13 protein-coding genes are annotated in these 12,729 nt (G+C 35.2%); 12 read left to right on the top strand and 1 reads right to left on the bottom strand.

The window, feature by feature from the left end; translation table 11 throughout:
- Positions 1-47 precede the first annotated feature (47 nt).
- From hflX to glnA, 4 genes are all read left to right on the top strand, one after another.
- Positions 48-1,322: a GTPase HflX gene (hflX, locus tag MHH42_RS18405; RefSeq protein WP_000391423.1), complete on the top strand. Its 1,275-nt coding sequence runs from the start codon at positions 48-50 to the stop codon at positions 1,320-1,322.
- Positions 1,315-2,586 carry a methionine gamma-lyase family protein gene (locus MHH42_RS18400; RefSeq protein WP_000460315.1) on the top strand — a complete coding sequence of 424 codons (1,272 nt, stop codon included), beginning with the start codon at positions 1,315-1,317 and terminating at the stop codon, positions 2,584-2,586. Before hflX ends, MHH42_RS18400 begins: the two co-directional genes overlap by 8 nt.
- Positions 2,587-2,761: 175 nt before the next feature.
- Positions 2,762-3,151: a transcriptional repressor GlnR gene (gene glnR, locus MHH42_RS18395; protein WP_000656782.1), complete on the top strand. Its 390-nt coding sequence runs from the start codon at positions 2,762-2,764 to the stop codon at positions 3,149-3,151.
- 48 nt (positions 3,152-3,199) lie between these two features.
- Entirely contained in the window at positions 3,200-4,534 is a 1,335-nt protein-coding gene (gene glnA / locus MHH42_RS18390; protein WP_000135333.1) for a type I glutamate--ammonia ligase, read from the top strand.
- Positions 4,535-4,736: 202 nt separating this feature from the next.
- On the opposite strand, the gene MHH42_RS18385 is transcribed toward glnA, so the two are convergent.
- Entirely contained in the window at positions 4,737-5,396 is a 660-nt protein-coding gene (locus MHH42_RS18385) for a LexA family protein (protein ID WP_016108937.1), read from the bottom strand.
- Between the two features lie 203 nt (positions 5,397-5,599).
- Between MHH42_RS18385 and MHH42_RS18380 the strand changes: the two genes are divergently transcribed.
- From MHH42_RS18380 to MHH42_RS18345, 8 genes are all read left to right on the top strand, one after another.
- The gene (locus MHH42_RS18380; protein WP_016108936.1) at positions 5,600-5,863 is read left to right on the top strand and encodes a phage protein; all 264 of its coding nucleotides are present in this window, start codon (positions 5,600-5,602) and stop codon (positions 5,861-5,863) included.
- 186 nt (positions 5,864-6,049) lie between these two features.
- On the top strand, positions 6,050-6,808 hold the full coding sequence (locus MHH42_RS18375) for an ORF6C domain-containing protein (protein WP_340893765.1): 759 nt from the start codon (positions 6,050-6,052) through the stop codon (positions 6,806-6,808).
- A gap of 11 nt (positions 6,809-6,819) precedes the next feature.
- Complete coding sequence (locus MHH42_RS18370; RefSeq protein ID WP_001189063.1) at positions 6,820-7,014, top strand: hypothetical protein; 195 nt, start codon at positions 6,820-6,822, stop codon at positions 7,012-7,014.
- A gap of 148 nt (positions 7,015-7,162) precedes the next feature.
- Positions 7,163-8,032, top strand: a complete 870-nt coding sequence (locus tag MHH42_RS18365; protein ID WP_016108934.1) for a DnaD domain protein — start codon at positions 7,163-7,165, stop codon at positions 8,030-8,032.
- A gap of 397 nt (positions 8,033-8,429) precedes the next feature.
- Entirely contained in the window at positions 8,430-8,816 is a 387-nt protein-coding gene (locus MHH42_RS18360; protein WP_016108933.1) for a phage protein, read from the top strand.
- A gap of 238 nt (positions 8,817-9,054) precedes the next feature.
- Entirely contained in the window at positions 9,055-10,023 is a 969-nt protein-coding gene (locus tag MHH42_RS18355) for a lysozyme family protein (RefSeq protein WP_340893764.1), read from the top strand.
- A gap of 255 nt (positions 10,024-10,278) precedes the next feature.
- Positions 10,279-11,100 (top strand): M23 family metallopeptidase, encoded by an 822-nt coding sequence (locus tag MHH42_RS18350; RefSeq protein WP_340893762.1) that lies wholly within the window; start codon positions 10,279-10,281, stop codon positions 11,098-11,100.
- Positions 11,101-11,228: 128 nt separating this feature from the next.
- Positions 11,229-12,691 (top strand): IS1182 family transposase gene (locus MHH42_RS18345; protein ID WP_375166148.1). Its coding sequence is split into 2 segments (ribosomal slippage): positions 11,229-11,790 and positions 11,790-12,691, totalling 1,464 coding nucleotides; the frame shifts between segments, so codons are not numbered across the junction.
- Positions 12,692-12,729: the final 38 nt, after the last annotated feature.

The following is a 12,729-nucleotide window of genomic DNA, read 5'->3' as shown; positions in this document are numbered from 1 at the left end:
TTATATTAGAAGGTTTAAATTTCGAAAAGGATGAGTGAACATATTTGATGGAAGAAAAAGAAAAAGTCATATTAGTAGGCTGTCAATTACAGCAAGATGACGATGAACAGTTTATGCATTCCATGAAAGAACTTGCATCGTTAGCAAAGACTGCGCGAGCGAAAGTGTTAGTGTCAACAACGCAAAAACGACCGAAGTTTCATCCAGTGACTTATATAGGTAAAGGTAAATTAGAAGAGCTTACAATGTTAACAGAAGAATTAGAGCCGGATGTTATTATATTTAATAACGAGTTAACGCCGAGTCAAATTCGGAATTTATCCTCAGTATTAGATGCAAGAGTAATCGATCGAACGCAACTCATATTAGATATTTTTGCGCAACGTGCGAAGTCGAGAGAGGGTAAGCTTCAAGTGGAGTTAGCCCAGTTGCAATATACAATGCCGCGTCTAATGGGGCAAGGTTTGTCTTTATCACGTCTTGGTGGTGGTATTGGAACAAGAGGGCCGGGTGAGACGAAACTTGAGACGGATCGTCGTCATATTCGATCGCGTATTGATGAAATAAAGAAACAACTTGCGGTTGTTGTGGAACATCGAAAAAGATACCGTGAGAGAAGAAAAGACAATAAAGTATTTCAAGTTTCATTAATAGGATATACAAATGCAGGGAAATCGACGCTATTTAATAGATTAACGGAAGCGGATACGTTTGAAGAAAACTTATTGTTTGCAACGTTAGATCCGACAACAAGGAAGATGCCGTTACCTTCTGGTTATACAGTGTTGCTAACTGATACGGTTGGTTTTATACAAGATTTACCTACGTCGTTAATTGCAGCTTTTCGTTCAACACTAGAAGAAGCTGGTGAAGCAGATGTTATTTTACATGTTGTTGATTCTGCAGATCCAAACTATGTAGGGCATGAGAAAACGGTAAAGAAGTTATTGTCAGAACTTGAAATTAATCATATTCCGATTATTACGTTATACAATAAAAAAGATGCATTACATCAAAATTTTATTCCGTTTCCGAAAAGCGACTTCTTAATGACTAGTGCTTTTGAAGAAATCGATTTATTACATATAAAAGAAGCGATAGAAACGAAAATGAAGGAAGAAATGGATCCATATCAAGTGGAGATTCCTCCGAGTGAAGGTAAGTTGTTAACGTTATTAAAGACGGAAACTCTATTAACAAAGATGGAATTTCTGGAAGATAAATTTGTATATAGTTGTACAGGATATATATTTGCCTATTCGCCATATAATGGGCAGTTAAAGAGATTTTTAGTGGAAGAAGGAGAAAATGATAATGTTTGATCGTTTAAAAAATGGAGAAAAAATGGCTCCTATTGTAAAAGAAGTAGAAAGTCAAATTACAGAAGTGCATAAACGTGCAGATGAAGTGATTGAAAGTAATCAATTTCGTGTATTAGAAAGTTTTCGTAAACATAAAATTAGTGACTCGCATTTTATTCCAACGACTGGCTATGGATATGACGATATTGGTCGTGACACATTAGAAAAAGTGTATGCTGATGTATTTGGAGCGGAAGCGGGTCTTGTTCGTCCGCAAATTATTTCGGGGACTCATGCGATTTCAACAGCTTTATTTGGTATTTTACGTCCGGGAGATGAGCTACTATACATAACGGGGAAACCGTATGATACGTTAGAGGAAATCGTTGGTGTACGCGGAAAAGGTGTAGGGTCATTTAAAGAATATAATATCGGTTATAACGCAGTTTCGTTAACGGAAGAGGGGCTTGTGGACTTTGAAGCTGTTGCGGCTGCGATTCATAGTAATACGAAGATGATTGGTATTCAGCGCTCAAAGGGATATGCTACTCGTCCGTCGTTTACTATTTCTCAAATTAAAGAGATGATTTCGTTTGTTAAGGAAATTAAACCTGATGTAGTTGTATTTGTTGACAACTGTTATGGCGAGTTTATTGAAGAACAAGAGCCGTGCCATGTAGGTGCAGATTTAATGGCGGGCTCGCTTATTAAAAACCCAGGCGGTGGAATCGTTAAAACTGGTGGTTACATTGTTGGGAAAGAACAATATGTTGAAGCATGTGCATATCGTTTAACATCTCCAGGGATTGGTGCTGAAGCAGGGGCATCTTTATACAGTTTACAAGAAATGTACCAAGGGTTCTTCTTAGCGCCGCATGTAGCGGGACAAGCACTAAAAGGTGCAATCTTTACAGCGGCATTTTTAGAAAAGTTAGGAATGAACACGTCACCAGCGTGGAATGCGCCAAGAACGGACTTAATTCAATCTGTTCAATTCGATGATAAAGATCGTATGATTGCCTTTTGTCAAGCGATTCAATATGCATCTCCGATTAATTCTCATTTCACTCCGTACGCAAACTATATGCCGGGTTATGAAGATGATGTAATTATGGCTGCGGGAACGTTTATTCAAGGTGCAAGTATTGAATTGTCGGCTGATGGCCCAATTCGTCCACCTTACGTTGCTTATGTACAGGGTGGATTAACGTATTCTCATGTGAAGATTGCAATTTGTTCTGCGATTGATGCGTTAATTGAAAAAAAATTATTAACAATTTCTTAAAGGGAAGCTGTCGATTTCGGCAGCTTTTTTCGTGTAAAAGTAATGATTTGTGCCATTAGAAAAAAGAATGAAAAAAAACCTAAAAAAATCATGTAAGAAAAGCTAACATCTATTGACACTAAACATAACATAATATAAAATGAGAAGCAGTTAAGGCGAAGGAGGAACTGAAACAATGAAAGAAGATAGACGTTCTGCCCCGCTGTTTCCTATTGGTATTGTTATGGATTTAACACAATTGTCTGCACGTCAAATTCGCTACTATGAAGAGCATAATCTTGTTTCTCCAACCCGTACAAAGGGGAATCGTAGATTATTTTCATTTAACGATGTAGATAAGTTGTTAGAGATTAAAGATTTATTAGATCAAGGCTTAAATATGGCTGGTATTAAGCAAGTGTTACTAATGAAAGAAAATCAAACAGAAGCAGTGAAAATAAAAGAAGAAACGAAAGAAATTTCCAAAACGGAGCTTCGCAAAATACTTCGAGATGAACTACAACATACAGGTAGATTTAATCGAACTTCATTGCGACAAGGTGACATTTCAAGGTTTTTTCACTAAAGACAACTGATTCTGAAGGTGTTTAGAGGGACTAAGGAGGAATTTATAATGGCTAGGTACACAAAAGAAGATATTTTCCGTTTGGCGAAAGAAGAGAATGTAAAGTATATCCGTCTGCAATTTACGGACCTTTTAGGAGTAATTAAAAACGTAGAAATTCCAGTGAGCCAATTAACAAAAGCTCTTGATAACAAAATGATGTTTGATGGATCTTCTATTGAAGGTTTCGTACGTATTGAAGAATCTGATATGTATTTATATCCGGATTTAGATACTTGGGTAATTTTCCCTTGGACAGCTGAAAAAGGTAAAGTAGCGCGTTTAATCTGTGATATTTATACTGCAGATGGTGCTCCATTTGACGGAGATCCACGTAACAATTTAAAACGTGTATTAAAAGAAATGGAAGCTTTAGGATTCTCAGATTTCAATCTTGGACCAGAGCCAGAATTCTTCCTATTCAAAGTTGATGAAAAAGGAAATCCAACATTAGAATTAAACGATAACGGTGGATACTTCGACCTTGCGCCGATGGATCTAGGGGAAAACTGTCGTCGTGATATCGTTCTTGAGCTTGAAGAAATGGGCTTTGAAATTGAAGCGTCTCACCATGAAGTTGCACCAGGTCAACACGAAATTGACTTTAAATATGCAAATGCAATTCGCTCATGTGATGACATTCAAACATTCAAACTTGTTGTAAAAACAATTGCTCGTAAACATGGTTTACATGCAACATTTATGCCAAAACCATTATACGGTGTGAACGGTTCAGGTATGCACTGTAACTTATCATTATTTAAAAATGGTGAGAACGTATTCTTCGATCAAAACGGTGATTTACAATTAAGTGATGATGCTCGTCACTTTATCGCAGGTATTTTAAAACATGCACCAGCATTTACAGCGGTAGCAAACCCAACTGTAAACTCTTACAAACGTTTAGTACCTGGATATGAAGCTCCTTGTTACGTAGCATGGTCTGCACAAAACCGTAGCCCATTAGTACGTATCCCTGCATCTCGTGGTATTAGTACACGCGTAGAAGTACGTAGTGTTGACCCAGCTGCAAACCCATATTTAGTAATGGCTACATTATTAGCTGCAGGTCTTGACGGAATTAAAAATAAATTAACTCCACCAGCTGCAGTAGACCGTAACATCTATGTAATGACAAAAGAAGAGCGCGAAGAAGCAGGTATCGTTGACTTACCAGCAACATTAGCGCAAGCGTTAGTTACATTACAATCTAATGAAGTAGTATGCAGTGCACTAGGAGAACATTTACTTGAGCACTTCATCGAAGCAAAAGAGATTGAGTGGGATATCTTTAGAACTCAAGTTCACCAATGGGAACGCGATCAATATATGTCTCTATACTAAGAGAGAAAAAAGCCCTGATACTACGGTATCAGGGCTTTTTCTTTTTTATAAAGTTAACTTCAAGTGGCGCAAAATGAAAAGAAACCACAAAACAGCCACTAAAAATCTTCAGTATAAGAGTATCTTAATAATAGAGATGGTAATTCCAATAAACCTTTATTAGAATCGGTTCTTTTTTCAATAAATTGCTAGCGCTAAAAATTTAATAATTTTTTACTGCTTGTACAACGCGACCAATGATTTTTACATCTTCAGCTGAAAGGTCGTAAGTCTGTGGTTCATGGATAGGATCATTACTCAATGGTATTAAAGTAATGATGCTTCCAGATTTTGAGATTTTTTTCACAGTTGCATCATAACCATTGACTTTTACAACAGCAATTTGCCCATTCTCAACATAAGGAGTTTCTTCTACCAGAACATAAGAACCATCAGGGAATTCGAGATTCATGCTAGTGCCTTTTACAGTAAGATAAAAATACTTTTTACGCTTATTTAAAAATGTACTTAGCATTGGTAAATAACCCTCGATATTTTCTTCAGCGAATATAGGTGTACCGGCTGCGACAGAACCAATGATTGGGATATGGATAATGTTTGATTGGTCGTTTTGAATGGTTTCATAAATAGAAACTTCTTCTTTAACTGTATTATCCCCTTTAGTTGTGAGCACCTCTAAATCATCAGTAGTGATCCCTAATCCCTTACAAACTTTTATTACATTATCAACAGATGCTTTACCGATTCCTCTTGATAACATTGATTGCAGTGTTGTGGGAGGGAGCCCGATTTTTTCTGCGAAAGCTCTTTTGCTATATCCAGCTTCTTTTATTAAGTGTGTTACAATCTTTGCTTTTTCCATAAACTTCACCATCCTTCTTATAAAATGTATACGATATTGAGTATGTTTGTTACTATCATAACTTAGCTGAATTTATAAGTAAATAGTATTTCGTACGATATTGAGTATGTTTTTTCTGTTATCCCATTGACTTTGTACGGGAATGCGTATATATTAAATTGTGAATGAACGCAATTTCGTATAAAAATTAAGGAGGTGAGCTAATGTATCCGAATCTGCGTGCAGAGATGGCGAGAAAAGGGATTGTAATTAGCCAAATCTCTTCGCATCTGAATCTTCGCTACGCAACAGTGTGCGACAAAATTAATGGTAAATTTCGTTTTTATTATGATGAGGCTCTTGAAATTAAGGAAACCTTTTTTCCTGATCATAATTTAGAATATCTTTTTGAATTTGAAGAAAACAAACCGAATTGTAGTGTGAAAAGAAACCCTACTTTTTTGGAACATAAAATATTGAATTTCTAACTCGATAACGAAATTATTAAGCAAAGCTTTATTGTAGAGTTAAGGAAATATTTTATATTAAATCACATAATTTGAATGTTGAGGATTGGTTAATGTTCAAGAAAACTGGTAAATAACAACACTTGATGTAAGGGTATGTAAATGTAAGGAAGGTAATTGAAAATTAAAGATGAGGAGGAGATAAGAGTGGATCGTTTAACCGAAATATTAGTATATAGTGAATTGATATTTGAAGTTAATGGTGAGGTAGTAACGGATAGTTTGGTAATTGCGAAAATGTTCGGGAAAGATCATTACTATGTTTTGGAGGATATTCGTAAAAATAGTGTATATGCGGGTGAAGAATTTGCACAAGGAAATTTTCACGAGACCACTTATATCAATTCACAGGGTGAGCGCATGTCTAAATACAATTTAACTAAAGAAGCTTTCGTATTACTTGCTATGGGGTATAACTCTAGAGAAGCTGTGCAAACGAAAATTAAATTTATTGAAGAGTTCAAACGGATGAGGAGGTATATACAAAGTCAGAACAAAATACCAAAGGATGCTATGGGAGTCCTAAAGTTAACGTTTGCAGCTTTAGAAGGACATACGCAAGAAATACAAGAGATTAAGACTGAAGTGAAGGGGTTACGAGAAAACGCTCCGCTATACGCCATTGAATGTGACGAAATAACAAAGGCTGTAAAAAGGTTAGGTGTTTTGTTATTGGGGGGGAAAAATTCGAATTCTTATCAGGATAACAGTCTTAGAAAAAAGCTGTATAGCGATATTTATAGTCAATTACATCGAGAGTTTGGTGTGAATAGTTATAAAGCTATTAAACGTAATCATTTGGATAGAGCTATACAAATAATTAATGAAGAATATTCAATTCCAACAGTTTTAAATGAAGAAATTAAAGTTAAAAACTCACAAATAAATATGGCAGAATTTCAATAGGAGGAAGAAACATGCAACGGAAAATTTTAGTGATTACTGGCAATTTAGTAGGTCTACCAACTGTCAGTGAATTTAAAACAAAAGATGCTGCAAAACAGCAGATTAAAAAGCTTATCCAAAAAGGAATAAGTCCAAATGTTATTCGTATAACACAAGAAATTTCTATGAATATCGAAATTCAAGTTGATGTTGAATTTGAGGAATAAGAAAGATTTAGGAGAAAAAATATGGATAGCATGATGGATTTAAATGAGTACATAAGAAAAGAATCCGTTGCAGCGGATTCTATAAAAAAATATCTCTGAATAAGTATAACATTGAATATCGATTTTGAGAATTTATGAGGTGACTAGTATGGGGATTATTCGAGTGAAAAAAGATAGTAATTATTCCGTCATAAATAATACTGGTTTAAAAGATAAAAGGTTGTCATGGAAGGCAAAAGGAATTTTGGCTTATACACTTACACTACCAGATGATTGGACTTTTCATATTAGTGAATTAGCTCAACATGCAAAGGATGGAGAAGATTCACTACGTACAGGTTTTAAAGAACTAAAAGAATTAGGCTATGTAAAGCGTTATCCCGTTCGTGATGAAAATACAAAAAAAATTAAAAGATGGGATACGGAAATTTATGAAACACCACAAAAGAGAATTCCACAAGTGGAAAAGCAAGATGTAGGAAAGCCATATGAGGAAAATCCGACACTACTAAATATTAATAAACTAAATACTAAAATACAAAATACTAATCATGATGATAAGGATAAATTAGAATCTCATATATTATTCGGTAGAGAGTTTAAAAAAAATTATAATTTTTTAAAAGAGAGAGGCATTCCGTTAAGTGAAAATGCATTTACGGAGTTAGGCGATTTTTGTGATTTGTTTAGTAGTGAGTTAATTCAGTATGCAACTAATAAAGCTATTGATGAGAATGCACCAAGATGGAACTACGTTAAAGCTATATTGAGTAATTGGAAGGAGCAAAAAGTTAAAACATTTGCTGATGTGACCGCGCTAGATAGACGTTTCAAAATGAGTAAGAATAAGAAATTTAATGAATCAGGTAGAAATTATTCGACTAGAAAAGAGCTTGTCCCAGATTGGTTATATAAAGATGACGAACACACGAATCAAGAAGTGGAAAGAAAACCCGCGCAGTATACTGAGGAAGAGCGTGAGAGATTAAAAGAGGTATTAAATAAATATAAGTCTTAAGAAAAGATAAAATGGTCGACGACTTTGGTGTTTAAAAATGTATTATCTTAATGCTAAGATTAAATGATTATATTCTTCAAAGATGTTTGATGTATATTAAACATCTTTGAAGATATTCGTGAATGTTTGGAGCAAGTATTAACAATTTGTGATTTCTGTTTGATTATTAATGTCTTACAAGGATTGTTCGAAGGGTGTTTTTCATTATCTATTCAGGAGTTAATTACAGTATTGGAATTCTAAAGAGAAAATGAATTTATAAATAGTAGGAAATGGTTGTGTTTATTAAATGAAAGATGTTCTACAAATAACAAAGATTGAAAAAGCCAATAAGGATATAAGTTTTATTAAATTAGTAGTATTTAAATTTACAAAAAGGAAGTAGGTGAATCGTCAGATGTTTGAATGGCTCAAAGATTATAAGAAGTTAGAAGAAGAAATCGCTTATTTAGAATACAACTTAGACAAATCAAAAGCGGAATTAAAGCGCTGGACTAGTGGGGACTTGCAAAATGTACGATTAACCGCTGAGTCGGAAGGGGCTAAGGTAGAAGACCGGATTGAAGCAATTGAATATGAATTAGCTCATAAGATGAATGAAGAATATGATTTAAAGCTTTTGATGAATAAGTTTGCAGGACTGGATCATCAAATACTTAAAATGAAATATATTGATGGAATGACCTTAGAACAAATAGCATTTGAATTGCATTATAGTACAGGCTATATTCGACGCAAACACGCTGAAATAAGAAAAATTGTCAAGTTTTTAGATGGATTTTAATGTTACCTTTTTGTAGAGTACATGCGGTGTACAGAAAGTATTGAAAAAGTGATTTATAGTAGTAATATAAGATTTCGACGAAAGAGCAACTATTTTTATGGTTGCTCTTTTTGTTGTGAAAGAAGGTGAGCAATATGAAGTAATTTTATAGATTAATGGGTATTTGGCTGATAACCATATGTAGTGAAGTAGTAGTTTTTTAGACAAAAATAATAGGAAAATAAGGAGATGTTTAGTAATGAGTATATTAGCTGCTTCAGTTAAAACAAAGAATCTGCCACAACAAGTGTTACGTTGGCAATCAATGGTAGAAAGTGAATGTGCTGCACAAGGTGTTTCGGAATTAGTTCCTTACGTACTTGGAATTATTATGGTGGAAAGTGGAGGGAACTCTGAAACAACACCGGATATTATGCAGTCAAGTGAATCACAAGGATGGGCAATGAATACAATCAAGAATCCTAAAGATTCAGTGTATTACGGAGTAAAGCATTTAAAAGGAGCTTTTGATGATGCAAAGAAAAATGGTATTACAGATTTAAGTGCCATTGTTCAATCATATAATTTTGGACGAGCTTATCTTCGCTGGTTAGCTTCTAACAATAAACAACATTCATTACCGGTGGCAGATCTGTATTCTAAGACGGTTGTTGCGCCATCACTTGGAAATACAACTGGTGCTATGGTTAAATATAGTCATCCTATCGCTGTTGCGTACAATGGTGGTTATCGATATAAAAATGGCGGTAATTTTTTCTACGCTGAAATTGTTAAACAATATGTAGATTTTAATGCAGGCGGTGTTTCACAACCAGAAGGAATTGGGTTCGCGAAGTCAATATACTGGGAAGGCTATGGTATTAACTATCATGATAGACCACATGGCAACTATCAGGGAAACTTTACAACAGCAGCAGAAGTATTATACTGGGGTGCGTACTGGGGAGAAGATAATGATGTGTGGTTAGATTTAGGTAGAAGCCGTTGGGTAAAAGCGGAGCATTATTATTGGAGACCTTTCAAAGCAATATCAAAATATCCAGAAGGATATGGAGTAAACTTTTACGATGGAATTAACGGTTCATATAAAGGCCGTATCACTTCAAAAGAACCCCTTACAGTATTCTTCCGTAAAGAAGGCTGGATTGATATTGGTGGGAATAGTTGGGCACCTGAGGAACACTTTGATATTGTAGATATTCGATAAAAAAACAACTCTACTAAGAGTTGTTTTTTATACTTAAACTGTAATGTAGGAAAGAAGAATTAGTCATATAAAATAATAGTTTTTCAAGAGTCTTTGGTAATCTTAATAATATTTAACTTATGGTTAAAAGAATAATATTTTGATGGTAGATAACAATGGAGAAATTCTCTGTTTTGTTCGTTTTAAGGTTGGAAAACCTACAATATATCTAAAAATAATAAATATAGACAATATAAAATAGAAAGGAAGATTCATATGGCAACATTTATTTATCCAACAAATACAACGAGAGTAACAAGTGGTTTTAGAGGTGACAGACCAGATCATCATGGGGGAGATCTTGCTGAAGCAGGCTATCATCCGATTTATGCAGCGGCTAGTGGGAAAGTTAGTCGTTCGTATTTTTCATCTAGTTACGGTGAATGTATTATGATTGTTCATAATATTAATGGAGTTACATGGGAAACTGTATACGCTCACATGCGAAGTGGTTCTCGTACAGTTAAAGAAGGCGATTCTGTTACACAAGGACAAACAATTGGGGTTATGGGAGAAACGGGACAGGCTTATGGTCAGCACTTACATTTTGAAATGCATAAAGGCGGCTGGAATATTAATAAGAGTAATGCTGTGAATCCATTAGACTACTTGGGGAAAGGTGGCGCTGTTGGTACACCGCAACCAGAAGGAATTGGGTTCGCAAAGTCAATATACTGGGAAGGTTATGGTATTAACTATCATGATAGACCACATGGCAACTATCAGGGAAGCTTTACAACAGCAGCAGAAGTATTATACTGGGGTGCGTACTGGGGAGAAGATAATGATGTGTGGTTAGATTTAGGTAGAAGCCGTTGGGTAAAAGCGGAGCATTATTATTGGAGACCTTTCAAAGCAATATCAAAATATCCAGAAGGATATGGAGTAAACTTTTATGATGGAATTAACGGCTCATACAAAGGACGTATTACTTCAAAAGAACCTCTTACAGTATTCTTCCGTAAAGAAGGCTGGATTGATATCGGTGGGAATAGTTGGGCACCTGAGGAACACTTTGACATTGTAGATATTCGATAAAAAAACAACTCTATTAAGAGTTGTTTTTTTCAGGCTGTGGAGAAAGTCTTCTCCACAGCCTGTTTATGTGTCTGAACCTCTTTTTATGTGTCAACACTGATAAAAAAGAGGTAAAGGAGAGATTTTTTATGATGGGTGCTTTAAAAAATCATCGTGATGAGCGTGTATCCGTTTCTGTAGAAGAATTAGTTCCGCAAGACCATTTCCTTCGTGCGATTGAAGCGACAATCAGTTTTGATTTTATTGAGGAAAAGTTACGCCCTTATTACTGTGAAAACAATGGTCGTCCGTCAATTCACCCTATCGTTTTATTTAAGATGATGTTTATCGGATATTTTTATGGTATTCGTTCAGAGCGACAATTGGAAAAGGAGATCAAAACGAATATTGCCTACCGTTGGTTTCTAGGTTTTTCTCTATCAGATACAATTCCAGATCATTCTACAATCAGTTGGAATCGCCGTACTCGTTTCATTCATACAAATATTTTCGAAGAAATTTTTGATGAGATTGTGAGTCAAGCGACCGAGCACCGTATGGTGGGAGGACGTGCGTTGATGACAGATTCTACACACATTAAGGCGAATGCCAATAAAAATAAATTTGTACATAAATATAAAAAAGAAAAGGCAAAGTTCTATATAGATGAACTAGAAGCTGCGGTAATCGAAGATCGTGAGGTACATGGAAAAAAGAATTAAGACCTAGAAAGGAAAGTGATACCCCCACTAAAAAAACTCGTATCAGTACAACGGATCCAGATAGTGGATTTTTAATGAGGGATGGAAAACCGAACGGTTTTCATTTCTTAGATCATCGTACGACTGATGCGAAATATAATATTATTACAGATACCTATATAACGGCTGGAAATATGGCGGATTCCGAGCCGTATTTAGCACGTCTACAAGCTCAAACTAATAAATTCGGATTCAAAGTTGAAGCTGTAGCTCTTGATGCAGGCTATTTTACAGGTTATATCTGTAAGAAACTATCAGAACAGAATATATTTATGGTGATGGGGTATCGCCGATTTGGAAAGCGAAATAAAGACGTTCCGAAAAGCCAATTTAAATATGTAAAAGAAATGAATGTATTTGCTTGTCCGATGGGATGTATTTTAGAATATACGACAACGGATCGCGAAGGATATCGTCAATATAAATCAAATCCAGAAGACTGCGCTGTTTGTCCGCTACGTGAGGTATGCTTTTCAAAAAAACAAAAACAAAAAGTTATCACTCATCATATATGGGAAAAATATAAAGATATCGCTAGAAAAAACAAACTAACAGCTACAGGGAAAAGACTGTATAAAGTACGCTGTTCAACTATAGAGCGAAGCTTTGCGGATGCCAAAGAACTACATGGCTATCGATATGCTCGGTTTCGAGGGCTGAAGTCTGTCCAAATGCAAGCTTACCTCACCGCAGCTTGTCAAAACATGAAAAAAATAGCCCTTCACCTAACCAAAAAGGGTCTGGTGGAGGGTTGTTTTTCTAAAATTTATTATTTTATATTGTTTTCATTTACTAAAATTAAAAAGGATTGCAGAATGTTGGGAACCCTAAAGGGTTTCCCAACACTCTGAAAAAAACAACTCTATTAAGAGTTGTTTTTTTATTCATA

This window comes from Bacillus sp. FSL L8-0099 (assembly GCF_038006385.1).
GTDB lineage: Bacteria > Bacillota > Bacilli > Bacillales > Bacillaceae_G > Bacillus_A > Bacillus_A toyonensis.
This window is presented reverse-complemented; position numbering and strand designations above follow the sequence as displayed.

What these genes read in the sequence shown, in the direction of transcription:
- hflX (WP_000391423.1), top strand. Translation starts at nt 48, where the DNA reads ATGGAAGAAAAAGAAAAAGTCATATTAGTAGGCTGTCAATTACAGCAA.
- MHH42_RS18400 (WP_000460315.1), top strand. Translation starts at nt 1,315, where the DNA reads ATGTTTGATCGTTTAAAAAATGGAGAAAAAATGGCTCCTATTGTAAAA.
- glnR (WP_000656782.1), top strand. Translation starts at nt 2,762, where the DNA reads ATGAAAGAAGATAGACGTTCTGCCCCGCTGTTTCCTATTGGTATTGTT.
- glnA (WP_000135333.1), top strand. Translation starts at nt 3,200, where the DNA reads ATGGCTAGGTACACAAAAGAAGATATTTTCCGTTTGGCGAAAGAAGAG.
- MHH42_RS18385 (WP_016108937.1), bottom strand. Translation starts at nt 5,396, where the DNA reads ATGGAAAAAGCAAAGATTGTAACACACTTAATAAAAGAAGCTGGATAT.
- MHH42_RS18380 (WP_016108936.1), top strand. Translation starts at nt 5,600, where the DNA reads ATGTATCCGAATCTGCGTGCAGAGATGGCGAGAAAAGGGATTGTAATT.
- MHH42_RS18370 (WP_001189063.1), top strand. Translation starts at nt 6,820, where the DNA reads ATGCAACGGAAAATTTTAGTGATTACTGGCAATTTAGTAGGTCTACCA.
- MHH42_RS18365 (WP_016108934.1), top strand. Translation starts at nt 7,163, where the DNA reads ATGGGGATTATTCGAGTGAAAAAAGATAGTAATTATTCCGTCATAAAT.
- MHH42_RS18360 (WP_016108933.1), top strand. Translation starts at nt 8,430, where the DNA reads ATGTTTGAATGGCTCAAAGATTATAAGAAGTTAGAAGAAGAAATCGCT.
- MHH42_RS18355 (WP_340893764.1), top strand. Translation starts at nt 9,055, where the DNA reads ATGAGTATATTAGCTGCTTCAGTTAAAACAAAGAATCTGCCACAACAA.
- MHH42_RS18350 (WP_340893762.1), top strand. Translation starts at nt 10,279, where the DNA reads ATGGCAACATTTATTTATCCAACAAATACAACGAGAGTAACAAGTGGT.